Origin of the sequence: Glutamicibacter sp. (assembly GCF_050701915.1) — a bacterium.
Taxonomy (GTDB): domain Bacteria; phylum Actinomycetota; class Actinomycetes; order Actinomycetales; family Micrococcaceae; genus Glutamicibacter.
Genome location: NZ_JBOGEG010000003.1, coordinates 70,875 through 93,763, shown reverse-complemented (window position 1 = coordinate 93,763; position 22,889 = coordinate 70,875). Strand labels below are relative to the sequence as shown.

The 22,889-nt window shown below is 63.7% G+C and carries 20 protein-coding genes; 18 read left to right on the top strand and 2 right to left on the bottom strand.

The features are described 5' to 3' along the window. Window position 1: 1 nt before the first annotated feature. From ACRDT3_RS04060 to ACRDT3_RS04030, 7 genes are all read left to right on the top strand, one after another. Window positions 2–2,155: an acetate--CoA ligase family protein gene (locus ACRDT3_RS04060; protein WP_431491751.1), complete on the top strand. Its 2,154-nt coding sequence runs from the start codon at window positions 2–4 to the stop codon at window positions 2,153–2,155. An 81-nt stretch (window positions 2,156–2,236) separates the two neighbouring features. Next, window positions 2,237–2,842 carry a TetR/AcrR family transcriptional regulator gene (locus tag ACRDT3_RS04055; RefSeq protein WP_431491750.1) on the top strand — a complete coding sequence of 202 codons (606 nt, stop codon included), beginning with the start codon at window positions 2,237–2,239 and terminating at the stop codon, window positions 2,840–2,842. Between the two features lie 49 nt (window positions 2,843–2,891). Next, the gene (locus ACRDT3_RS04050) at window positions 2,892–3,704 is read left to right on the top strand and encodes a VOC family protein (RefSeq protein ID WP_431491749.1); all 813 of its coding nucleotides are present in this window, start codon (window positions 2,892–2,894) and stop codon (window positions 3,702–3,704) included. 45 nt (window positions 3,705–3,749) lie between these two features. Further along, window positions 3,750–4,955 carry a thiolase family protein gene (locus tag ACRDT3_RS04045; RefSeq protein WP_431491748.1) on the top strand — a complete coding sequence of 402 codons (1,206 nt, stop codon included), beginning with the start codon at window positions 3,750–3,752 and terminating at the stop codon, window positions 4,953–4,955. Between the two features lie 18 nt (window positions 4,956–4,973). After that, window positions 4,974–5,408: a Zn-ribbon domain-containing OB-fold protein gene (locus ACRDT3_RS04040; protein ID WP_431491747.1), complete on the top strand. Its 435-nt coding sequence runs from the start codon at window positions 4,974–4,976 to the stop codon at window positions 5,406–5,408. Next, window positions 5,405–6,871, top strand: coding sequence for an aldehyde dehydrogenase family protein (locus tag ACRDT3_RS04035; RefSeq protein WP_431491746.1), 1,467 nt, complete (start codon window positions 5,405–5,407; stop codon window positions 6,869–6,871). The genes ACRDT3_RS04040 and ACRDT3_RS04035 overlap by 4 nt, the downstream gene beginning before the upstream one ends. Before the next feature lie 116 nt (window positions 6,872–6,987). Further along, window positions 6,988–8,475 (top strand): MFS transporter, encoded by a 1,488-nt coding sequence (locus tag ACRDT3_RS04030; protein ID WP_431491745.1) that lies wholly within the window; start codon window positions 6,988–6,990, stop codon window positions 8,473–8,475. Between the two features lie 247 nt (window positions 8,476–8,722). Here the strand turns inward: ACRDT3_RS04030 and ACRDT3_RS04025 are convergent, their stop codons facing one another. Continuing rightward, window positions 8,723–9,583, bottom strand: coding sequence for an HNH endonuclease (locus ACRDT3_RS04025; RefSeq protein WP_431491744.1), 861 nt, complete (start codon window positions 9,581–9,583; stop codon window positions 8,723–8,725). 1 nt (window position 9,584) lies between these two features. Further along, the gene (locus tag ACRDT3_RS04020) at window positions 9,585–11,075 is read right to left on the bottom strand and encodes an ATP-dependent nuclease (protein WP_431491743.1); all 1,491 of its coding nucleotides are present in this window, start codon (window positions 11,073–11,075) and stop codon (window positions 9,585–9,587) included. A 459-nt stretch (window positions 11,076–11,534) separates the two neighbouring features. Between ACRDT3_RS04020 and ACRDT3_RS04015 the strand changes: the two genes are divergently transcribed. The 11 genes from ACRDT3_RS04015 (at window position 11,535) to ACRDT3_RS03965 (ending at window position 22,737) form a co-directional block, all read left to right on the top strand. Beyond that, window positions 11,535–12,425 carry a MaoC/PaaZ C-terminal domain-containing protein gene (locus ACRDT3_RS04015; RefSeq protein WP_431491742.1) on the top strand — a complete coding sequence of 297 codons (891 nt, stop codon included), beginning with the start codon at window positions 11,535–11,537 and terminating at the stop codon, window positions 12,423–12,425. 150 nt (window positions 12,426–12,575) lie between these two features. Next, a complete protein-coding gene (locus ACRDT3_RS04010; protein WP_431491741.1) occupies window positions 12,576–13,178 on the top strand; it encodes a TetR/AcrR family transcriptional regulator in 603 nt (200 codons plus the stop codon). An 820-nt stretch (window positions 13,179–13,998) separates the two neighbouring features. Next, window positions 13,999–15,180 carry an acyl-CoA dehydrogenase family protein gene (locus ACRDT3_RS04005; protein WP_431491740.1) on the top strand — a complete coding sequence of 394 codons (1,182 nt, stop codon included), beginning with the start codon at window positions 13,999–14,001 and terminating at the stop codon, window positions 15,178–15,180. Further along, complete coding sequence (locus tag ACRDT3_RS04000) at window positions 15,177–16,313, top strand: acyl-CoA dehydrogenase family protein (RefSeq protein WP_431491739.1); 1,137 nt, start codon at window positions 15,177–15,179, stop codon at window positions 16,311–16,313. Before ACRDT3_RS04005 ends, ACRDT3_RS04000 begins: the two co-directional genes overlap by 4 nt. After that, window positions 16,310–17,818 carry an MFS transporter gene (locus ACRDT3_RS03995; protein ID WP_431491738.1) on the top strand — a complete coding sequence of 503 codons (1,509 nt, stop codon included), beginning with the start codon at window positions 16,310–16,312 and terminating at the stop codon, window positions 17,816–17,818. The genes ACRDT3_RS04000 and ACRDT3_RS03995 overlap by 4 nt, the downstream gene beginning before the upstream one ends. 2 nt (window positions 17,819–17,820) lie before the next feature. Next, window positions 17,821–19,533: an AMP-binding protein gene (locus tag ACRDT3_RS03990; RefSeq protein WP_431491737.1), complete on the top strand. Its 1,713-nt coding sequence runs from the start codon at window positions 17,821–17,823 to the stop codon at window positions 19,531–19,533. Next, window positions 19,530–20,048 (top strand): FAS1-like dehydratase domain-containing protein, encoded by a 519-nt coding sequence (locus ACRDT3_RS03985; RefSeq protein ID WP_431491736.1) that lies wholly within the window; start codon window positions 19,530–19,532, stop codon window positions 20,046–20,048. Before ACRDT3_RS03990 ends, ACRDT3_RS03985 begins: the two co-directional genes overlap by 4 nt. Continuing rightward, window positions 20,048–20,500 (top strand): Zn-ribbon domain-containing OB-fold protein, encoded by a 453-nt coding sequence (locus ACRDT3_RS03980; RefSeq protein ID WP_431491735.1) that lies wholly within the window; start codon window positions 20,048–20,050, stop codon window positions 20,498–20,500. Before ACRDT3_RS03985 ends, ACRDT3_RS03980 begins: the two co-directional genes overlap by 1 nt. Beyond that, complete coding sequence (locus ACRDT3_RS03975) at window positions 20,497–20,928, top strand: MaoC/PaaZ C-terminal domain-containing protein (RefSeq protein WP_431491734.1); 432 nt, start codon at window positions 20,497–20,499, stop codon at window positions 20,926–20,928. Before ACRDT3_RS03980 ends, ACRDT3_RS03975 begins: the two co-directional genes overlap by 4 nt. Then, on the top strand, window positions 20,925–22,100 hold the full coding sequence (locus ACRDT3_RS03970; protein WP_431491733.1) for a lipid-transfer protein: 1,176 nt from the start codon (window positions 20,925–20,927) through the stop codon (window positions 22,098–22,100). Before ACRDT3_RS03975 ends, ACRDT3_RS03970 begins: the two co-directional genes overlap by 4 nt. Beyond that, window positions 22,093–22,737 (top strand): PaaI family thioesterase, encoded by a 645-nt coding sequence (locus ACRDT3_RS03965; protein ID WP_431491732.1) that lies wholly within the window; start codon window positions 22,093–22,095, stop codon window positions 22,735–22,737. Before ACRDT3_RS03970 ends, ACRDT3_RS03965 begins: the two co-directional genes overlap by 8 nt. The last annotated feature ends 152 nt before the right edge of the window (window positions 22,738–22,889 follow it).

The window sequence follows — 22,889 nt, the reverse complement described above, 5'->3', positions numbered from 1 at the left end:
CATGACCGCTGTGACCAATGAACTTCGCACCGACAAGACCCTCTCGCCCCAGCGCCTGCGCGAGCTGCTTGAACCGCGCTCCATCGCGATCATCGGCGCGAACACCAACTCCACCTGGTCCCACTTCGCCCACTCGAATCTCCGGACCGCCGGCTTCACCGGTGAGCTGTATCTGGTCAACCGCCGCGGGGAGGAATGCCACGGTCAGTCGTCCTACGCCAGCATCTCAGAGCTTCCCGAAGCCCCGGAACTGGCCATCGTGCTCACCGGAACGAACTCGCTGCCCGAGATCCAGGAACAGTGCATCGCCCGCGGCATCCGCAACCTGATCGTGCTGGCCTCCGGCCTGGGTGAAGCGGGGCCCGAAGGACAGGCGCTGCAGCAGCAGCTGGTGGACCGCGCACGCGAAGCCGACCAGCTGATTCTGGGCCCGAACAACCTGGGCTTCATCAATGCGCATGCCAAGGTGGCAGCCTTCGCCCACATGACCGAGCTGCCGCTGGTGGCCGGCGGGGTGGGCGTGGCCAGCCAGTCCGGCGCGCTGGCCATCTACCTGCTGCCCTACATGGCAAGCCGCGGAGTGGGCACCTCGATTTCCGTGACCGTGGGCAACGAGGCCATGATTTCCGCCATCGACGTCATGTCGATGCTGGTGGACGACGAGAACACCAAGGTCATCGCCTCCTACCTGGAACAGGTCACCGACACCGCGCAGTTCCTGGACGTGGCCCGCCGCGCCCGCGAAGCCGGCAAGCCAATCGTGATCTTCAAGGCCGGCGCCTCCGAGGCCTCGGCCAAGGCGGCCGCCGCCCACACCGGCTCGCTGGCCGGGGACGACAAGATCTTCGACGCGGTCTGCAAGCAGTTCGGCGTGATCCGGGTGGCGAATATCGAGAACCTGGTCGCCGCCGCCGGCATCCTGGAATCCTATGGCGCGCTGCCCGGCCCGCGCTTCGGCGTGGTCACCGGCTCCGGCGCGATGTGCGCGTTGGTCGCCGACAAGGCCGAGGCCTCCGGACTCCAGTTGCCAACCCCGGCCGAGTCCACGGTGCGCCGGCTGCGCGAGGACGGCCTGCCGGAATTCGCCGCGGTGAACAACCCGATGGACACCACCGGCTACATCTCCGTGGATCCCTCGATCCTCACCAAAGCCGGCGACGCATTCATCAATGACGAGAACTTCGACTTCGTGGTGCTGAACACCTCCTGGCCGAACAACCAGTTCATGGTGGATTTGGGCAAGCCCACCCAAGAGGGATTGCACCGCCAGCTGAAGAACTCGGCCAAGCCGGTCGTGGCCATGAGCTTCCTGCCCACCGAGGTCAACGAATTCGCGCGCGGCTTCGCCTCCGAGCACGGCCTGCCGCACGCTTCGGACTCCTTCGACCGCGGAATCGAAGCCGCCGGGCACAGCGTCTGGTGGGGGCAGCGCACCGTGCAGCTGGCCGCCGAACCGGAGCTGGAGGCCCCGGCCGCCATTGCCAAGCCCGAAGGCGCCGAGCAGTGGACCGAAATCCAGACCGGCGACTTCCTGCGCGCACATGGCGTGCCCTATGTGCCGGGGCGTGTGGTGAACAGCGCCGCGGCTGCCGTCGCGACGGCTGAGGAGATCGGCTACCCGGTCGTGCTGAAGGTCGCCAGCGAGGATATCGCCCACAAGACCGAGGTCGGGGGCGTGCGCCTGATGCTGAAGGACTCCGCAGAGGTGTCCGAAGCCTACGATTTCATCGTCACTTCGGTGGCCCGGCTGGCTCCGGACGCGAAAATCCAGGGCGTGGCGGTCTCCCCGATGCGCCCTACCGGCAACGAGCTGCTGGTCGGCATCATCACCGACCCGCAATGGGGCAAGGTGCTGGCCGTTGGCTTCGGCGGCGTCTTAGTGGAGATCCTCAAGGACTCCGCACTGCGCCTGCTGCCGGTCAGCCCGAAGGAGATCCGCCGCATGCTCGAATCGCTGCGTGGCATCGAGTTGCTCAAGGGCTTCCGCGGCAGCGAGGCCACTGACCTGGACGAGCTCGCGCAGGTGATCCTCCAGATCACCCAGGTTGCCCAGTCGCTGGGCGAGGACTTGGAAGAACTTGAAATCAATCCGCTGCGGGTTGCCGGAAACCAGATCGAGGCGCTGGACGCACTGGTCCGCTGGAAGGACCGGTAATGATTACTGGTGGCAGGCAATTCGCCCAAAACTTGGTGATACCGTTGGAATCCACGGCACACACCACTTACGAGGCACATCATGGCAGGATCAATTCCCACGGAGCAGGCAGAACTTCCGGCCTATCAGGTCGTCAGGCGCCAGCGCATCATCGACGCGGGCAAGGACCTGCTGCGGGCGCAGGACTACGACTCGATCCAGATCCGCGACGTGGCCTCCGCGGCGAACGTCGCGCTGGGTACGCTGTACCGGTACTTCAACTCCAAGGAACACCTGTACGCGAATGTGGTCTACGACTGGGCGTTGCCCTTCGCCCAGCGGTCGGTGGCTACGGATGCTGGGCTGTCCACCACGGAAGCGATCTCGCTGCGGCTGCGCAATGCCTTGAGCAGCTTCGAGAAGCACCCGTACTTCTACAAGGCGATCCTGCAGCTGCGCAGCAGCACCGCGGCGGACGTCGCCCCGGTAATGGCTCGCCTAGGCGAGGCGCTGGAAGCGCCGATCCGCGCAGAAATGAGCGTGCTGGACGATGCAGAAGCCGCAGACATCACCGTGATGGTGTGGGCGGTGCTGCTGGACGTCGTCTCGCGGGTGTTCCTGCAGGACAAGACCATGGAACAGGCCTACGGAGTGCTCGACCGCTTCGTGGCGCTGATCCAGCACAGGCTGGAGCAGGCCGAAGCCTAGGGCTTGGCCCCTTCCCCTCAATTTCTGCCTCCCTGTCCGGGGGTGCCTCATGAGCGCCCATGAACTGGACCATGTGGCTTTCGCCGTGCCTTCCTGGCTGCATGCCGGGACCAGCGTGCACCGTACGCTCGGTGCCCGCTGGGTCTCCGGTTTCCACCAGGGCTCGTTCAGCCCCTGCCAGCTGGAATTGGCCGAAGGCATGCGACTGGAGCTGCTGCAACCACCAGACGGCGGCGGCGGGTTCGTTGCCGAGCACTTGGCCCGCACCGGGGGCGCAGCCAACCCGCACCACATCACCTTCAAAGTCTCGGACATCCATGCGTCGATGGCCCTTGCCCGCTCCGCCGGGGTGCGCACCATCCTGGAAAACCTGGAGAACCAGTGGTGGAAGGAATTGTTCCTCCACCCCAAGGACACCGGGCTGGGATTCCTGGTGCAGCTGGTGCAGACCGAGCTGGCCCTGGACGGCAAAGACGACATCACCGCACCCGGGGCGGCCAGCTGCCCCTGGGATGAGCAGCCCGCGGTGCAGAATTCGGCGCAGCGGCTGGACTTCATTGCCGGCAGCATCCGCGACGCGGCCCAAGCCCGGCTGGTGCTGGGCACGGTGCTCGGCGCCCAGGTCACGAGCCTGGAATTCGATCCGCAGACCTACCTGTTCTCCTGGCCGCTGGGCTCCAGCCTGGTGCTGCGGGTCGACGGAAATGCCCCGCCGGGCCTGCAGGCGCTGTCCTTCACTGACCCGTTGACACCCGCGCCGATCCTGGATGCCGGATTGCTGCAGGCGCTGCGCGGTTCCGGTCGCAGATACGAGGCCCTGGGCCTGGACATCCTCACCGGCCAGCGTGCGCACGCCGCCTGAGACACGAACCTCACTATCAAAGAATTAGCACTAAGGAGTCACCTCATGGGACTGAGAGGCGAAGCAGCCATCCTCGGCTACTGCGAACTTCCACCGCAGCGAAAGCTCACCCGCGAACCCTCGTTCAACCTGGAGCAGTGGGCCCGGCTGTCCAAGGCCGCGCTGGACGACGCCGGGCTGTCCGCCACGGACATCAACGGCGTGGTCACCCCGATGATCGGCGAGGCGGACATGTTCGTGCCGTCCACCGTCACCGAATACCTCGGCATCGACGCGAACTTCGCGGAGATCGTGGACCTGGGCGGCGCGGGATCCGCCGCCGGCATCTGGCGCGCCGCGGCCGCCGTGGAGCTGGGCCTGTGCGACGCGGTGCTGGTGACCTTCCCGGGCACCCACCACTTCCCGATGGACGACCGCAAGCCGTTCGTGATGGATGACAAGATGCACTTCGGTGCGTCCTCCAACGCCTTCGGCTCCCCGCAGGCCGAGTTCGAGATCCCCTACGGCAACCTCGGGCAGAACGGCCCATACGGGCAGATCGCCAAGCGCTACGGCTACGAGTTCGGCTACGACGAACGGGCCATGGCCAAGATCGCCGTGGACCAGCGCACCAACGCCTGCGCCACCCCGGAAGCGGTATTCCACGGCCAGCCGATCACCGTAGCCGATGTGCTGAACTCGCCGATGATTGCCGATCCGCTGCACATGCTTGAAATCGTCATGCCGTGCCAGGGCGGCGCGGCAGTAGTGGTGGGCAACGCGGATCTGGCCAAGAAGTCCAAGAACCGCCCGGTGTGGATCACCGGCTTCGGAGAACGCGTGCCGTACAAGACCCCAACCTACGCCCGCGACCTGATGACCTCGCCAATGGTGCACGCCGCAGAGCAGGCGTTCTCCATGGCCGGCATCACCCGCTCCGAGGTGGACATGGTCTCCATCTACGACTGCTACTCCATCACGGTGCTGATGAGCCTGGAAGACGCGGGATTCGCTGCCAAGGGCAAGGGCATGGAATTCGTGTCCAACCATGATTTGACCTTCCGCGGGGACTTCCCGATGAACACCGCCGGCGGGCAGCTGTCCTTCGGCCAGGCCGGCGTAGCCGGCGGCATGCACCACGTCATCGACGGGGCGCGCCAGATCATGGGCCGTGCCAACGCCGCCCAGGTGGCCGACTGCAACCGCGCGTTCGTCAGCGGCAACGGCGGCATCATGAGCGAGCAGACCGCGCTGATCCTGCAGGGCGACTAGAAAGGGAAGATCAAGAAAATGACCACGTACACTACGGAAACCCTGTCCCGGCCGCTGCCGGTTCCGACCCCGCTGACCCGCCCGTTCTGGGATGCCCTTGCCGAGAGCAAGATCCGCATCCAGTACTCGCCGTCGCTGGGCGAATACATCTTCTATCCGCGCCCGCTTGCCCCGCGCACCCTGGCCGACGACCTGGAATGGCGCGAGATCTCCGGCGCCGGCACGCTGTACTCCTACACTGTGGCCACCCGCCCGCCGGCGGCGCACTTTGCCTCGGCCGGGGAAATGATCCTGGCCATCGTCCAGTGGGATGAGGGGCCGAAGTTCTCCACCGAGATCATCAACTCCGCCCCGGAACAGCTTGAGATCGGCATGCGGGTCCGTCCGGTCTTCTGCGATCAACCCGAGGGAGACATCACCATGCTGCGCTACGAACCGGAGGCCGGATCATGAGCATCGAAACCGGCATCCAGCTGCCTGCCCCATCCCTGCGCATCGGCGCACAGGTGGTCATTCAAGGCGAAACCACCCACGCGCACATCGACCCTGCCACCGGGAAGGCCAACGGCCTGGTGCCCATGGCCTCGACCGGGCAGATCGATCAAGCCGTGCAGGCCGCCCATGCGGCGTTCCTCGAATGGCGCGCCCTGCCTGCCGGGCAGCGTTCGCGCCAGCTGTTGAAGCTCGCGGAGCTCATGGAGCAGAACACCGACCTGCTGGCCGCCGCCGGCATGGCCGATAACGGAGCCCCGCGCATCACCGCGCGGAACATGGTCGCCGCCGCGGTTGAATGGACCCGCTACTACGCCGGCTGGGCGGACAAACTGCCGCTGGGCCGGATCACCAGCAACGGCGGGGCCGGCGGCTCCTTCGGCCACACGCTGCGCCAGCCCTACGGCGTCATCGGCGCCATCATCACCTGGAACGCCCCGCTGATGTCGCTGGCCATGAAGGTCCCGGCCGCGCTGGCCGCAGGCAACACCGTGGTCATCAAGCCCAGCGAGCTGACCCCGTTCACCCCGACGGTCTTCGCGGACCTGGCCCGCGAGGCGGGGATCCCGGACGGCGTGATCAACATCGTTCCCGGTGGTCCCTCCGCCGGCGCGGCGCTGGTCGAGCACCGCCTGGTCAAGAAGATTACCTTCACCGGGGGACCGGCGACCGCGCAGGCGATCGCCGCCTCCTGCGCCAAGTCCTTCAAGCCGATGGTCCTGGAGCTGGGCGGCAAGTCGGCCAACCTGGTCTTCGAGGACGCCGATCTGGACAAGGCCGCCGGGCACGCGGCGTTCTTCGCCTTCGGCATGATGAGCGGCCAGGCCTGCGCGCTTCCGACCCGCCTGCTGGTGCAGGAATCGGTGTACGAGCAATTCATCGACAAGGTCTTGCAAGCCGCGGAGCAGTTCCCCATCGGGGATCCCGCCGGCGAATACACCATGTGCGGACCGGTCATCAACCAGGGCGCCATCGACCGCATTGACTCGATGCTCGGCCATGCGCTTGAAGAAGGCGGCCGCCTGGTCATCGGCGGGCAACGCCTGGGCGGGGATCTTGCCGAAGGCTTCTACTACCCGCCGACCATCGTGGCTGACGTGGACCCTAACGGGTCACTGGCGCAGAATGAGGTCTTCGGCCCGGTGCTGGCGGTGATCCCGTTCCGCGACGAGGAGCACGCGTTGGAAATCGCCAACGGCACGGATTATGGACTTTCGGGGTACATCTGGACCTCGGATTTGGGAAGGGGGCTGCGCCTGGCCGAGTCGATGGAGACCGGCGAGATCGCAGTCAACGGCGCCTTCAATGCCACGGCCGAACGCCCCTTCGGCGGCATCGGCCACTCAGGCATTGGAAACGAAGGCGGACTTGAAGGTCTGGAAGAGTTCTTCTGGACCAAGTCGGTGGGTATCGCAACCCGCTAAAAAGCTGCCCGCTCGGGCAAGAACATCACCGCATGGCCTTGCCCGGGCGTCCTGTCCGGAGGGTGCCTAGGTGACCCCTCAGAGCGCCATCTGTGCGCGGATAAGGCAGGACAAAGATGTCTCAGGCTAAAGACCCAAAGCTGAGTGCGACGCGTGCATCGGCTCCGGGATTCGTGGCGGTAGTCGCGGTCTTGGTGCTGACAGAGATTGTTTCGGCGTTCGAGCTCTCAATGATGTACGTAACCCTCCCGACGCTCATGGCCGACTTCCACGTGGACGCGAATGCCGTGGCCTGGGTCGTGACCATCTACCTTCTGGTGTCCGCGTCGGCGGCGCTGCTCGGAGGGCGCTTCGGCGACCTGTACGGCCGGCGACGGGTGATGGTGGTGGTGCTGGCCCTGGCCGCCATCGGCTCGCTGATCTCGCTGATCAGCAGCAGCCTTGAAATGATCATCCTCGGCCGCGGCATCCAGGGTGCGGCCGGCGCAGTCATGGGCCTGGCCTTCGGACTGGCTCGCGAGCACCTCCATGAGAAGCGCCTGCCCGTGGGCGTGTCCATGATCGGCGCCTCGGCGCTGATCGCCGGCGCCGGCGGAGCCCTGATTGCCGGCCTGATGATCGACACCTTCTCCTGGCATGGAATCTTCCTGTTCGCCGGCGTGCTGGCGGTGCTGGCGGTCATCGCGGTGCTCGTGGTGCTCCCGAAGGACAAGCCGCGCGAAACCACCGCGGGCCGGCTGGATATCGCCGGGGCGCTGCTGCTGCCGGTAGGTGCTTCGGGCATCCTGCTGGGCCTGTCAAACAGCTCCAAGGCCGGCTGGGCTTCGCTTAGCGGCGGCGGGCTGTTGCTCGCTGGCCTGGTGGTCGTCGCCATCTGGGTCTGGTGGGAGCTGCATTGCCAGCGACCGATCGTGAACCTGCAGATGTTCAAGAACCGCCAGATCGCCCTGGCCATGACCGCCACCTTCCTGGCGGCGGTCGGACCGATCGGCGGCATGGCGGTGCCGAGCCAATACGTGCTGCAGTACCCCGCGGAAATGGGGTACGGCCTGGGCTTTTCCGCTACCGCAGCCGGCCTGTTCAGCGGCGGCACCGCACTGCTGGGCTACTTCTTCTCCCCGCTGGGCGGCAAGCTCGCCCAGGCGTTCAACGCCCGTTTCGTGTTCATCACCGGCTTGCTGCTGATGCTGGCCGCTGTCGCCGTGATCATGTTCAACCTGGGCAGCCTGCTGGTCTTCCTGGTGGCCATGTCTGTCAACTCGGTGGGCATCGCCCTGACCTTCGGCGCCCTGCCCAACGTGCTGATCGAAGCGGTCCCGGAGACGCATACCTCGGAGAGCGCCGGAACCAACACCATGGTGCGCAACATCGGCCAGTCCGTGGCTACCGCTGTCGGCGCCTACCTGCTGGCCCGCCACCAGGATCCCGTCACCACCGCGGTGGGGGAACAGGGCGTCTTCGAGGCCTTCGGCTTCGTGGCCATCTTCGGTCTCGCCGCGCTGGTGATCGCGTTCATGCTCAGCCGCACCCCGAAGGTCTGGGTACCGCAAGATGCTGCCATGCAGCTGCCGAAGCATGCGGAACCAGCAGACGATCTGGTCTAATTGGCGGCACCAAGAATTACCGGTTATCAGTCACTGACTACGAGTAAGAACATAGGTTTGTCCTCGAGGAACTCGTCCCTCGAGGACAAACTAGCGTTATGACGGTATGTTCATTCAGAAATTTAGAATGGTAGTTTCAATTAAGCGTCTCACGTGACAAGAGGGTGTGCGTAGCAGCAGCGACCAAATAGTCCAGGGGAACCCGGGGCAAATTTTATTCGCCGGAGAGGCTCAAGAGACGAATTAACTAACGAAGTTTTTCGGCAATTTCCATGCGGTTTTCTATAAACCATTCACTTTTTGACATGGCGATATGGGTTGCATGCTCCCATGAGTTAACATGGTTTCTAGATGTTCGAGTTGCCATGGCGCGCAGGTCATATATTACTTGATCAGATGTTAGTTCTCGTCCGTAATCACTCATCAGAAAATTTGCGTAGTTGCTTAGTAATTGACCTGACCAACTCGCGGATCGTTTCCATAAATTTAGTTGTTTGAAATGTGCGAGAATTCTCTCTTCAAGCGCGGGATTTACTTCCTCTAAACGTACATCGAAGTAGATTGTCGGTAATGAAATTTCACTTCGTTCTAACTTTGCGGTTAGCCAACGGGTGTCGAAAGTGACGTCGAAATAGGGATGCAGAAGCGCTGGTGAGTTCGAGTTGGGTACATAGGCTCTTTTAGCATGGTTACAGTCCGCACACGCCGGAACCAAATTAGATGGATGTACGGATGTGGCCGAGAAAGATTCCTTTGGCAGGTAGTGGTCAAGTTGCGTAACTGAACCATAACCACAATAGGGGCAAAGGCCATGACGTGCCGACAGTAGTAAGTTCTCGCGAATATTTCGAGGTCGTTGATTCTGAGTGAACTGCTGCTGGTATAAAGTCGCCATGTTAACCCCGTGGGAACTATCAACCTCGAAGTCCTTGCCGGCTGCTTCCTCAAAGCGATTTGATTCTGCGATCGTATCATACTCGGCACATCTATTAGCTATATAAGGAGTAGCTGCTTCGTAGTGTTGCTTCAGTTCTGGTGAACGGATTGAGCTGACCGTAATTTGGTAGCATTCAAGACCTGTCGTGGTGGGCCGCGCGAGACTATACAATTTAGCGCCTCCAATTGGAGCCGAGGGAACTAAGTATGAGGCGACCCTCGCTTCCAAGCTCTCCACGTAACTGTTCTAGAACTTGGGCGGCTGAACCATCCTCCTTTTCTAGGAGCTGGCGAAGCACCTGGACATATCCTGTCTTGTTGACATCAAGTGAGAATGTATCAGCGGTGATTCGAGACACCGATTCTCCGAAAGTCTCATTTGCGGGACTGGAAACTTTGATTGTTTGCCCGCTTCGGCGCAGAGTCCAAACGCATGAAGCGGGAACCTCCTGTAAGACCACGGGAGAATGAGTCGCTATTATTGCCACTCCATTTCGATCTATGAGTAAGTCGGAAATAGTTCGAATTAGTGCTGAAAGAAGAGGCGGATGGAGATGCGTTTCAGGCTCATCTAGAAGCACTAGCGAACCTTCCTCGGTGAACTCAATAATCCGGGTAATGGTCAGGAGAGCAATTTTATGGCCAGAACTCAACCTCGAAAACATGTTTTCGAGCGAAACGAGGTCAAATTCAAAGGGCCCTTTGATACTTTGAGTTAGTTCCACTTCTTTTAGGATGTTGTCAGCCTGAGAAAGGGATTCGACCGCATTGATCCAACGAGTTTTCCGCCGACCACGAGCGCAAATTTCTAGACTCTGAACGAACTGTTGTTCCAATGTTTTGTTGTCTGCCGTCGTAAGACCAACGGAATGAAGCTCAATCTTGCTGAGCGGATCGACAATTACGCCGCCAAGTTGATCAAAAGCTGAGAATGTCACGTGGACAATATTGGCGAATGGAATGTTCGTAGTGTCAAACCGAACGCCGTATTCATTCTTAAACCACCCAGAAGCTTCGTGTGAGCAACTAGCAGCCCGAGCAAAGTCTCGGAGAAGACTTGACTTTCCGACTCCGTTGGCGCCAATAAGAATGTGCGCATTTGTTGGCGGATAGGATTCGACACGTACTTTGAATTCGAGGTTCATGGGATTATTTGAAGTATTCGATGCGGGACGTTCGTACGTAAAGTCATATTCAGTAAGCGCGGATCGCCCCTTTGCGATCCGTCTAAATTGTGCAGTAATCGTTTTCGGCGGTACTGCTCGAAGCAGGGAAGTATTGAAAGCGTCTTCGTCCTGAACTTTTGCAAACTGTGCTTCGCTATAAGCAACGTCTTGCAGCGCGCGGAGAGCTAGCATCCCACGCCCACTTGGGAGTTTCATCAAGTTTTCGTAGTATTCTCGATCTTGGCCCAAGGAATAAAAATCAGTAGTCAAACGCTCGAAATCGAGAGGAGTCATGGTATGTCCTTCGCGTTCGGTCATACCGATTTTCGCGATCTTGACCGGCCCGATTTCAAGTGCCTCTTGGCCGGTGCCGTAGTAGAGGGAGTAAGACGTTTTGTAGGTGAAGTCGTCCCAATTGTCTACAACCAAGGAGAAAACTCCTCGATCTTTGAGTGGCGAATCCTTGTTGTCAAGCACTTTGAATCGTGGAGTTTTCATGGATAGATTCTCGCAGATAATAGGTTGTAGTTCGAATTACGATCGACTGATTTTTCCATTAGGTCGATGAGGGTACTTGTTTTTTCGGCATTGTCATTTCGAGAAATAGTGGTCTATTTGGAAGTAGGGCGTCGTGAGTTACTTTCTTGGATTACGAGCCTCCTTCCCGCGAGTGTGACTTCTCGGAATCATGCAATTGAGAAGCGGATGTTGTATTAGTTTTCCATCGTTGACGATATTAGGTCGTGGGGCAATCGCTCGCCATGATTGGCAGATTTATGGCACACAGATCTGACATGTGTGGTTGCGCAGCCTTCACCCACAAGCCCTTTCGGGGTTCTTGGCAATGTAACTTGCCATTCCAGAATCATGAATATAGACGAAAACTAGAATCTAGTTATAGTCTTGGTAGAAATGAGTGACTCGCGTCATAGATGAATGGACCGGAAAGGCAAGAGCATGGCAATTTTTACTGAGAATATCGGCAAGGTCAGCGTAGGGAAAGCTGTCACCTGGGACCGCGATGCGGCGCTGCTTTACGCGCTGAGCATCGGAGCCGGGCGTCCTGACGCCACCGAGGGCATCGATTATACGACGGAGAGCTCCTTCGGCATCCAGCAAAAGGTCTTCCCGACCTTCGCTGTCGTCCTCGGCGGCAGCGGCGGCTCGATGGACCACCTCGGGGACTTCAAACTGCACCAGATCCTGCATGGCGGCCAGTCGCTCGTCCTGCACTGCGAGCTTCCTCCGCAGGGGAGCGTCACCCCGCGCAGCTACATGAGCGCCGTATACGACCAGGGCAAGAACGCCATCATCGAGCTGACTACCGAACTGGCGGATCCCGAGGGTCAGCTGGTCGCCACCAGTGTGACCTCCATGGTCATCCGCGGCGAAACCGGATACGGCCCGCGCCCGGAACGCGCCGGCAGCTGGGCGGAGCCGGGAAGCGAGCCCGACGCGGTCATTGAGCAGGCAACCAGCGTCGACCAGGCGCTGCTCTACCGCCTGAACGGCGACCGCAACCCGCTGCACTCCGACCCGGTGATGGCCAGCAAGGCCGGCTTCCCCCGGCCGGTGCTGCATGGCCTGTGCACCTACGGCATGGCGGCCCTCGCGCTGGTGCGCAACTCGACGCTACTGGCCGAGCGCGGCCTGGGCTCGATCAATGCGCGCTTCGCCGCGCCGGTCTTCCCGGGGCAGGTACTGGAAACGCGCATCTGGAACACCGCGGCCGGCGCGCTGTTCCAGGTGCTCGCCGACGGGAAGATCGTGCTGGACCGTGGCGTCGCCACCGCTGCCGCCGCGGTTGCGCAGGATGCCGCTGAACTCCAGGATGCCGCCGCGAACTAGCTGGCAGCGCCTAGACCATGCGCCGCACCCGGCCGCCGATCATGGCGGGTCGGGTGCGGTGAATTATTTTTGCAGGAAAACGACGACTCAGTATCGCTGCACGTACCCGATATGATCGGGTTGAGAGTCCACAGCATAGGAACCAAGAACGTGAAGACTGAGCAACGCGCCACAAAGCCGTCAGGCGAAAAGCAGGGCAGCCGCGAAAAGATCCTTGAAATTGCCACCAACTTGTTTCTCGAGCATGGCTATGCGGGGACCCCGCTCAGCGCCATCGCAGCGCAACTTGATTTCACCAAGGCCGCACTGTACTACCACTTCAAGAGCAAAGTCGATATCCTCTCAGGGATCCTCTCTCCGCTGCTGGACGCCATTGACGAGCTGCTGGAGCAGGCGCCTGAGCAGTTCCCTGACGCGCAGCAGCGCTGGGAATTCCTCTACAACTACTCGCAGGTCCTGCTCTCGCACTCCCGCGCGGTAACCGTGCTGGCCATCAGCAGCAGCAACACCTGGTTGCCCGAGGGGATCAAGGAGCGGATCGACTACCACCGCCGCCGCACCATGGAACTGGCCATGCTCCCGGACATGAGCGACGAAGACCAAGTGAAGGCCATCCTGGTCATGGACATGCTGCACCGGGAAATCGTCTTCACCGACGACCGCATGGTGGTCCCCGGGATGAAACCCGAGCGTCGCCGCGAGATAGTCTATGGCTTCATCCGCGAAGCACTCGACTCCACCGCTGCCCACTGACCCTTCGTCCAGACTGGTTGGCACGCTTGGGCGCGTGGTGCAATGAAACTGCCGAACCGCTGGCCGGCGCACGGACTCATGGGCCCTGGGCACTGTACATGCTCGGGCAACGAAAGCCAACGGAGGGTGATCGTCCGAGGAGCAATGCGACCGCCTGCCGAAGGCTCGAATCGACGGGTTTATTACGAGCAAAGCCCCTGCTGATCGCGTAGTTTCGGCAGTTTTCTGCCATCGATCTTCCCCCGGAAAAATTTCCGGGGGATTTTTCGTCCCACTGGCCGGGATTGCAGGATTTCCACGGGATGCAATCGCCAAGCTCTGCCGCGTTTTCGAGCCTCATCGAGGCTGGAAGATCGTCGATTCTTCGCTCTCGGCAACCCTTTCCGTCCGCGGCCTGCATCGAGGCCGGCCCCCGCTCAAGTACCACCTCAAGGGCCGCCGCAAGGAGCGCTGTCCGCGGCCGATCGTGCCAAGAGATCCCTCCAAATAACGCCTGAACTGGAATAAGGTTCTAGTTCCATTCAGCGAATGGACCACTGCCACGTCGTGCTTGGCGGCACCTGCCCCGGATCCGGCTTCGGGAAACAATGACGCAGAGTTTTGGCCAGCGGAAAGAATCGCACTTCTTCTCGTCTGCCGACCGGATTCCCCGTGGCGAAACCGCTGCGCAAAGAAATATTTTCCCCCAGGAATTCTTCCGGGACTAGCTCAAGAACCCGCCGCATGCAAGACGTTGACTACTTGCCGGCCGGTAAGTAATCTTGGTCACATTCCACCGTTACTTACGGTAAACGCCTAGTCAAAGACGAAAGGCAACGTAATGCATTTACGTTCTTCCACGGAGATCCAGTCTCTCCGCGAGGAGCTACGCTCCTATTTCGCCGCGCTCCTCACCGACGAGGTGCGCGCGGGCTTGAAGCAAGAAGGTGAGGCCGGGGGACCGGTCCACTCCGCAGTGCAACGGCAGATGGGCCAGGATGGATGGCTCGGCATCGGATGGCCCGTCGAGTACGGAGGCCAAGGCCGCGGCCCGGCCGCGCAGTTCGTCTTCTATGATGAGGCCTACCGCGCCGACGCCCCGATCCCGATGATCACCATGACCACCGTGGGCCCGACCCTGATGAGCCACGGCAGCCAGGAGCAGAAGGACTACTTCCTTCCCAGGATCCTCGCCGGCGAGCTGGTCGTGTCCATCGGTTACACCGAGCCGGAGGCCGGCACCGACCTGGCCTCGCTCACCACCCGCGCGGTGCGCGACGGCGACGAGTACGTCATCAACGGCTCCAAGGTCTTCACTTCCGGCGGCGACGGCGCCGACTGGATCTGGCTGGCCGCCCGCACCGATCCGGAGGCCCCGAAGCACAAGGGCATCTCGCTGATCCTGGTGCCGACCAGCGACCCGGGCTTCTCCGCCACCCCGATCCACACCGTGGGCGGCTTCAGCACCACCGCCACCTACTATGACAACATCCGGGTTCCGGCCACCAACGTCGTCGGCAAGGAAAACGAAGGGTGGAAGCTGATCACCACCCAGTTGAATCACGAGCGCGTGGGCCTGGCCGCCTTCAGCGGCATCTGCGAAGGGCAGCTGGACGAGGTCCGCGCCTGGCTCAAGGACCAGGTCACCGCCGACGGCACCCCGCTGGGCGACGAGCCCTGGGTCCGCTCGCTGCTGGCCACCTCAACCGCACGGTTGCGTGCCATGCGCTTGATGAACTGGAAACTAGTGGAGACCACCGCCCAGGGATCGCTGGATCCGGGCTCGGCCTCCGCGGCCAAGGTCTTCGCCACCGAAACCGTGATCGACGTGTACCGGTCGCTGCTGGAGATCGTGGGCGGTACCGCCACCCGCATCTCGGATGCTCCATGGAACTTCGACACCGGACGCCTGGCGCTGATGAACCTGGGCGCCCAGATCAACACCTTCGGCGGGGGAGTCGCCGAAATCCAGCGCGAAATCGTCGCCTGGACCACCCTCGGCATGGCAAGGAGCGCACGTTGAGCACCGCGAGCATGAACAACACCATCGAGGCCCCGAGCATGGAGTTCACCCTGGACGAGGACCAGCAGGGACTGGCCGACCTCGCCGCGCAGATCTTCTCCTCGTTGAGCACCGACGAACGGTACGCCGCCGGCGAAAAGGCCGGGTCCGCCTACGATGCGGCCCTGTGGGTCCAGATCGCCGAGTCCGGGCTGATCGACGCACTGCTGCCGATGGGCGAAGACGAGCCGGGACTGGGCATGGCAGGGCTGGCTCTCGTCGCCCGCGAACAGGGTCGCACCCTGGGCCGCGTCCCGTTCATCAGCACCGCCGTCGCTGCCATGGCAATCGCTGAATTCGGTGGCCATGAGCAGCTGCTAGAAGGCATCAGTGCCGGCTCGGTGCGCATCGCCGCGCTGCAGCCCGAGGTGCGCCGCCGCGTCAATGGCAGCGCCTCCGGAGACGGCTGGGTGCTGGATGGGGCCATCGAGCTGGGCTACCTGGTCCCTTCGGCCACCCACCTGATGGTGCAGTTCCACACCGAAACCGGTGAGCTGACCGCGCTGATCGAGAAGGACCGCGCGGGCATCTCCCTGGACGAGTACCGCGGCCTGTCGCGCCAGCAGCACGCCGAGCTGGCCTTTGCCGGCGTGCAGCTGCAGGAATCGGACCTGATCGGAGCCAACCGCGGCGCCGGCCAGGTCGCCGCGTGGATCCGTTTGCGCCTGCTCACCGCGGCCGCCGCGCTGATGTCCGGCGTTGGCGCCGAGGCGCTGCGCCGTACCGCCGCGTACACCAATGAGCGCAAGCAGTTCGGGCGTGCCATCGCCACCAACCAGGGGGTGGCGCTGCGCGCGGCGGACGCGTTCATCGACACCGAAACCACCTGGCTGTCCACCATCGACGCCGCCTGGCAGCTTGACCACGACGGCGACGGGGCCGAAGCCGCCCTGGGCGCATCCTGGCTGGCCCGCGAGGCCGGATTCCGCGTGGTGCACACCACCCAGCACCTGCACGGCGGCATGGGCGCCGACCTGGACAACCACATCCACCGCTTCTTCGTGTGGATGCGCGAATTGGACGTGCTTTGGGGCACCGCAGGACTGGTCAGCGAAGAACTCGCGGCCGTCATCCTGGACGGAGCGAGCGCATGAGCGCGCCGGCGGCCGCGGGCAAGGTCCGCACCCACGCCGGGCAGAGCGTGGCCGCCGTGCTCGCGATCCTGGTGATCGCCGAGGTGGTCGCGGCCTTCGAGACTTCCATGGCGGTGCAGCTGCTGTACACGCCGGGCGAGTTCTTCACCTCCGACCTCTCCCAGCTGGTCTGGGTGGTCACCTCCTACTCGCTGGTCGCGGCGCTGGCCACCAGCTTCGTCGGACGCCTGGGCGACCAGTTCGGCCGGCGCAAGATCCTGGTCTGGGTGCTGCTGCTCTCGGCACTGGGCTCGGTCATCAGCGCCGTCGCCCCGAGTTTCGGCATCCTGGTCGCCGGCCGCGCCTTGCAGGGCGTCTCCGGAGCGGTGCTGCCGCTGGCCATCGGCATGGTCCGCTCAACCTTCCCGGAGCACAAGATCGGCACCGGCATCGCAGTGGTCTCCACCTCCGCGCTGATCGCCGGCGCCGGCGGCATGCTCGGCGGAGGCCTGTTCCTGGACTACGCCACCTGGCACTGGATCTTCTGGACCGCGGCGATCTTCGCAGCAGTGGCCGCGGTGCTGGTGCACTTCGGCATCACCCGCGAGCCGAAATCCTCGCTGGCCTCCGCGGTGCGCGTGGACTGGGCGGGCGGGCTGATGTTCGGTGCGGGCATCGCCGGTGCGCTGTACGGCCTGACCCTGAGCAAGGAATTGGGCTTCGGCAACTCGCGGGTGCTGCTCTTCTTGATCGGCGGACTGGTGCTGCTGGCGCTGTGGGTTCGCTGGGAGCTGCGCACCCGCGAACCGATGATCGACGTGCGGATGTTCACCCAGCGCAAGTTCGCCCTGGGCATGCTGGCCACCGCGCTGATCGCCATCGGCCCGATCGGCACCACGAATATCCTCACCGTGACCCTGTACCGCAATCCGAACAGCATCCCGCTGGCTGACGGCAGCGTCATGGAACTCCCGGTGGGCCTGGGACTGAGCGCCACCATGACCGGCCTGCTCGGCTTCATTACCGCCGCCGCGGCCTTCGCGATCTCGCCGCTGATCGGCCGGATCTCCAGCCGCTTCGGCGCGCGCAGCGCCCTGATGATCGGCTCGCTGCTGACCATCATCGGCCTGCTGATCGTGTGCCTCGACCCGAACAGCATCGCGGTGGTCGTCTCCGGCATGGTCGTGGTGATCTTCGGAACCGGCTTCCTCTACTCGGGCATGCCGACCGTGATCGTCGAATGCGTGCTGCCCGAGCAGACCAGCACCGCCACGGGCGTCAACGCAGTGACCCGTACGGCCTTCCAGGCGGTGGCCGCCTCGGTCGTGGGCCTGTTGCTCGTGTTCTCGCCCGTTGCAGCAGGCGAGAACACGTTCGTCTCGATGACCGGCTTCCTGCTGGTGGTGGGCGTGCTCATCGCCACCTGCCTGCTGACCATCGTCGTGGTCCTTTTCATTCCAGCGACGAAGCAGCCCGGCGCAGTCGGCGGCAAGCCACAGGTCTCCAACATCACCCTTAAGGATTAGCAATGAGCACCGTTCTCGAAACGAAACTTCAAACTACCAGAGATCTACTTGACCTGCGAGCCGAGGACCACCACCCCGGCCTGCTCTTCGAAGGCCGCATCTGGACGTGGGCGGAAGTCGTGGCCGAATGCAAGCTCCGAGCCCACCTGATGCTCTCGCTGCATGAAGAAGGCAAGCCCTTCCACGTGGGCGTGATGCTGGAAAACGACCCGGAATACATCTTCGCCATCGGCGGCGCGGCCTACGCCGGCGCCACCGTTGTGGGCATCAACCTCACCCGCCGCGGAGAGGAACTGGCCCGCGACATCGCGTACACCGACGTGGAGATCCTGCTGACCACCCGCGAGCTGGGAAGCTATTTCAACTCGGTGGATTCCGGCGTGCCAGCAACCCGGACCCGCTACATCGAAACCGCCGACTACGCCCGCGAGTTGGATTCCCTGCGCCACCTGCCGTGCCCGGACGCGCCGGCCGCCGGGGACCCGGACACCACGCTGCTGCTGCTGTTCACCTCCGGCTCCACCGGGGATCCGAAGGCAGTCATCTGCACCACCGGGCGGCTGTTCCGCACCGCGGAATTCCAGCACATGGGCCTGGGCCGGCAAGACGTCAGCTACAACTCCATGCCGCTGTTCCACGGCAACGGCATCTTCGCCTGCTGGGCCAACCCGCTGTACACCGGCGGCACCTTCGCCCTGGCCCGCAAGTTCTCCGCCTCCGGGTTCCTGCCGGATCTGATGCGCTACAAGGCCACCTACTTCAACTACGTGGGACGCTCGCTGTCCTACCTGCTGGCCCAGCCGGAAAAGGCCGCCGAAGCCGAGACCTACCTGCGCTCCTGCTTCGGCACCGAAGCCAGCGAATTCGACCTGGCCGAATTCCACCGCCGCTTCGGCGTCTGGCCGACCGAAAGCTACGGCGCCTCCGAGGGCGGGCTGACCCTGAAGCGCACCGATGACTGCCCAGCCGGTGCGCTGGGCGTGGCCCCGCAGGGCATGGACGCCGCGGTGGTCAACCCGGACACCATGGAACCGTGCCCGGCGGCGATCTTCTCCGGGAACGGGCGCATCCTGAACGCCGAGGAAGCCATCGGCGAACTGGTGAACCTCACCGGCGCCGCCCTGTTCGAGGGCTACTACAAGAACCCGGACGCCGTGGCGGAGCGCGTGCGCGGCACCGCGTTCCTCACCGGGGACTTGGCCTACCGCGACGAGGCAGGCTACTTCTACTTCGCCGGGCGCACCTCGGACCGGCTGCGCGTGGACAGCGAGAACTTCTCCGCCGCCCCGGTGGAACGCGTGCTCTCACGCTACCCCGGCGTCATGCTGGCCGCCGTCTACCCGGTGCCGGACGCCCGCACCGGTGACCAGGTGATGGCCACGCTGCAGGTCGAGGACCCGGAATCCTTCGACCCGGCGGACTTCGCCGCCTTCCTGGAAGCCCAGCCGGATCTGGGCACCAAGTGGGCCCCGCGCTTCCTGTCGGTGGTCTGCGACGTGCCGGTCACCGCCACCCAGAAGATCAACAAGCCCAGCCTGCGCCGCGACGCCTGGCTGGTGAACGAAAACGTCTTCCACCGCCCCGGAAGGGATATCGCCTTCGAGGTGCTGGACGAGAAGGCCCTGGCGCAGCTGGAAGCCTTGTTCGAGCAGAACGGCCGCGCCCACCTGCTGCCGCTGAAGCCAGCCGAAACCACCATTAAGGAGAGAGTATGAGCCAGGATCCCACTGTCCTGATCGGCGAGATGATCGCCGCCGGCAACGAGAGGATCAGCGTCGCCCGCGACGAGGTCAACCGGCCCATGATCCACCACCTGTGCGACGCGATGGAGGAAACCAACCCGATCTACCTGGATCCCGAGGCCGCCCGCGCCACCGGGCACCCGGACGTCGTGGCCCCGCCCTCGGCGCTGCAGGTCTGGAACATGATCAACCCCTCGGACCCGGACATCGAATCCGACGTGGACCGCGCCTACGCCCACTTGGCCGACTGCGGCTATCCGAAGGTCGTGGCGGTGAACTGCGACCAGGAATACGACCGCTACCTGGTCCCCGGCGACCTGCTGACGGCCCGCGAGAAGGTCGAATCCTTCGTCGGTCCCAAGCAGACCGGCCTGGGCGAGGGCTACTTCATCACCACGCTGACCACCTACACCGACCAGCAGGGCGAACGCGTGGGCACCATGCGCTTCCGGACCCTGTGGTACAACCCTGAAAAGAGGAACTCGTAATGAGCGAAACGCTGACCGAGACCCCGGCCACGGCCAAGAGCCAGGCCCTGCGTCCCCGCCCGGCCATCAACCTGGACAACGCCTTCTTCTTCGAATCCCTGAACGAGCGCGGCGAACTGTCCATCCAGCATTGCGATACCTGCAACGAGCTGCGCCACCCGCCGGTGCCGATGTGCCCCGAATGCAACTCGCTGCACTGGTCCCCGAAAACCATGTCCGGCCGCGGCATCCTGCACAGCTACGTGGTCATGTACCACCCGATCGTCCCGCCGTTCGAGCCGGGCTACATCGTGGCAGTGGTGGAATTGGAGGAGGGCGCCCGCGTGGTCATGAACCTCGAGGGCGTGGCCCGCGAGGACGTGCAGATCGGCATGCCGGTGAACGTCACCGCCGAGCGCATGGACGCGGACCTGGTCCTCCCGGTAGCCCGTGTGGCAGGGGGTGCGGCATGAGCACCGTAGGTACCGCGGCCCGCACCGGCATCGAAGCCGGCACGCAGCTGCCCGAGCTGCGCATCCCTATCACCGCCACGCTGATCGTCACCGGGGCCATCGCCACCCGCGACTTCCAGAAGGTGCACCACGACAAGGAAGTAGCCGAGGCGGCCGGCACCCCGAACGTCTTCATGAATATCCTGACCACCAACGCGCTGGTCAACCGCTACGTGGGCGAATGGGCCGGACCGGCCGCCCGCGTGGGCCGGATCAGCATCCGCCTGGGCGCCACCAATTTCCCCGGCGACGAAATGGTCTTCACCGGCACTGTCGAGTCCGCCGAGGGCAAGCACGTCGTGGTGAAGGTCATCGGCACCAACTCCCTGGGCCCGCATGTGACGGGCACCGTGGAGATTGCGATCCCATCGAAAGGGGAATCGGCATGAGCAACCTGCTGAATAAGGCAGTCATCGTAGGCATCGGCGCAACCGAGTTCTCCAAGAACTCCGGCCGCTCCGAGCTGCAGCTGGCCCAGGAGGCCGCCCTGGCCGCTTGCCGCGACGCCGGGGTGAAGCCGCAGGACGTGGACGGCATGGTCACCTACTCCATGGACACCAACCCGGCCATCGAGGTAGCCCGCGGCCTGGGATGCAAGGAGCTGAATTTCTTCAGCCATGTGGACTACGGGGGAGGCGCCGCCGCCGGCACCATCCTGCACGCGGCGATGGCTGTGGCCACCGGTGTGGCCAAGACCGTGGTCTGCTATCGTGCCTTCAACGAGCGCTCCGGCGCTCGCTTCGGCGCGGCGATGAGCACTGAGGGCATGGCCCCGGATGCCCGCGCCGCCGCCTACGCTTGGACCCTGCCCTTCGGCCTGATGACCCCTGCCTCCTGGGTCGGAATGTTCGCCCAGCGCTACATGCACCTGACCGGCGCCACCTCCGAGGACTTCGGCCGCGTGGCAGTGGCAGACCGCAAGCATGCGGCCACCAACCCCAAGGCCTGGTTCTACGAAAAGCCGATCACCCTGGAAGACCACCAGAGCTCGCGCTGGATCGCCGATCCGCTGCACCTGCTGGACTGCTGCCAGGAATCCGACGGCGGCCAGGCGTTCGTCATCACTACCCCGGAACGCGCCAAGGACCTGCCAGGCAAGGCCGTGACCATCCGCGCAGCCGCCCAGGGCGCGGCCTACGACCAGCACACCATGGTCAGCTACTACCGCAAGGACGGCGACCGCGCACTGCCGGAGATGGGCAATGTGGCACGCCAGCTGTGGAACGACACCGGGTTGCGCCCGGAGGACATCGACACCGCGGTGCTCTACGACCACTTCACCCCGTTCGTGCTCGCGCAGCTGGAGGAATTCGGCTTCTGCGGCCGCGGCGAGGCCAAGGACTTCATCAAGAACGGCGCCATCGAGCTGGGCGGGCGCCTGCCGATCAACACCAACGGCGGCCAGCTGGGCGAAGCCTACATCCACGGCATGAACGGCATCGCCGAGGGCGTGCGCCAGCTGCGCGGCACCGCGGTGAACCAGGTGGCCAACGCCCGCAACGTGCTGGTCACGGCCGGCACCGGCGTGCCGACGAGCGCATTGATCCTGAGCAATGACTAGGCAGGTAGCCCTGCCGGACGGAGGAACGCAGGTTCGCGAGGCCGGCGGGGAAAAGTTGTTGGACGCCGCCGGGCAGGTGCGCGAGCTGCTCGATGCGATGGTCCGGCTTCCGGTGGACACCAAGGTGGCCCACGAACTGGGCGAACGCCTGGATGGCGTGCTTGAACTGCTGCGCGGCGCCGTCGCCGAGGAGCGCGAAATGGTCGTGGACCCGTTCGGCGAGCGCGGCAGCGAATACATGGACCGCTCGCCGGTGTCCGGGGTGCTGAACCCGATGGCCCCGCCGTTGTCGATGCGCATGGACGGGCAGACCGGCGTGCGCACCACCACCCGGCTGGGCCTGCCCTACCAGGGCCCTCCGGGCCGGGTGCACGGGGGATGGGTGGCCACGCTGCTGGACCACCTGATGGGCTTCGCCGCCGGCACCGTGTCCCAGTGGATATTCACGCGGTCGCTGACCGTGGACTACGACCACGCGGTCCCGCTGTTCGAAGAGCTGGAGTTGACCGCTTGGGTCGAGGAAATCGACGGCCGCAAGATCTGGGTCAGGGGACAGATCGAGGCCGGCGGCCAGGTCGTGGCCCAGGCCCGCGGGCTGTGGCTGCCTCCGCGCGACCGCCAGCCGGCGCAGGGCTGAATAAGCCATCGCGGGCGGGGTGCGGTCGCAGCGGGAACGTGGCCACACCCCACCCTAGACAAAAACTGGAATCTAGTTATAGTATTTCAGAAACGTGACCCGCGCCACGCGGCTGCGCAGGGCGCACAGGCAGCGCCCGCGGCCATACCGCG

Coding starts and splice junctions, on each gene's coding strand:
- ACRDT3_RS04060 (WP_431491751.1), top strand. CDS start 2: ATGACCGCTGTGACCAATGAACTTCGCACCGACAAGACCCTCTCGCCC.
- ACRDT3_RS04055 (WP_431491750.1), top strand. CDS start 2,237: ATGGCAGGATCAATTCCCACGGAGCAGGCAGAACTTCCGGCCTATCAG.
- ACRDT3_RS04050 (WP_431491749.1), top strand. CDS start 2,892: ATGAGCGCCCATGAACTGGACCATGTGGCTTTCGCCGTGCCTTCCTGG.
- ACRDT3_RS04045 (WP_431491748.1), top strand. CDS start 3,750: ATGGGACTGAGAGGCGAAGCAGCCATCCTCGGCTACTGCGAACTTCCA.
- ACRDT3_RS04040 (WP_431491747.1), top strand. CDS start 4,974: ATGACCACGTACACTACGGAAACCCTGTCCCGGCCGCTGCCGGTTCCG.
- ACRDT3_RS04035 (WP_431491746.1), top strand. CDS start 5,405: ATGAGCATCGAAACCGGCATCCAGCTGCCTGCCCCATCCCTGCGCATC.
- ACRDT3_RS04030 (WP_431491745.1), top strand. CDS start 6,988: ATGTCTCAGGCTAAAGACCCAAAGCTGAGTGCGACGCGTGCATCGGCT.
- ACRDT3_RS04020 (WP_431491743.1), bottom strand. CDS start 11,075: ATGAAAACTCCACGATTCAAAGTGCTTGACAACAAGGATTCGCCACTC.
- ACRDT3_RS04015 (WP_431491742.1), top strand. CDS start 11,535: ATGGCAATTTTTACTGAGAATATCGGCAAGGTCAGCGTAGGGAAAGCT.
- ACRDT3_RS04005 (WP_431491740.1), top strand. CDS start 13,999: ATGCATTTACGTTCTTCCACGGAGATCCAGTCTCTCCGCGAGGAGCTA.
- ACRDT3_RS03995 (WP_431491738.1), top strand. CDS start 16,310: ATGAGCGCGCCGGCGGCCGCGGGCAAGGTCCGCACCCACGCCGGGCAG.
- ACRDT3_RS03990 (WP_431491737.1), top strand. CDS start 17,821: ATGAGCACCGTTCTCGAAACGAAACTTCAAACTACCAGAGATCTACTT.
- ACRDT3_RS03985 (WP_431491736.1), top strand. CDS start 19,530: ATGAGCCAGGATCCCACTGTCCTGATCGGCGAGATGATCGCCGCCGGC.
- ACRDT3_RS03980 (WP_431491735.1), top strand. CDS start 20,048: ATGAGCGAAACGCTGACCGAGACCCCGGCCACGGCCAAGAGCCAGGCC.
- ACRDT3_RS03975 (WP_431491734.1), top strand. CDS start 20,497: ATGAGCACCGTAGGTACCGCGGCCCGCACCGGCATCGAAGCCGGCACG.
- ACRDT3_RS03970 (WP_431491733.1), top strand. CDS start 20,925: ATGAGCAACCTGCTGAATAAGGCAGTCATCGTAGGCATCGGCGCAACC.
- ACRDT3_RS03965 (WP_431491732.1), top strand. CDS start 22,093: ATGACTAGGCAGGTAGCCCTGCCGGACGGAGGAACGCAGGTTCGCGAG.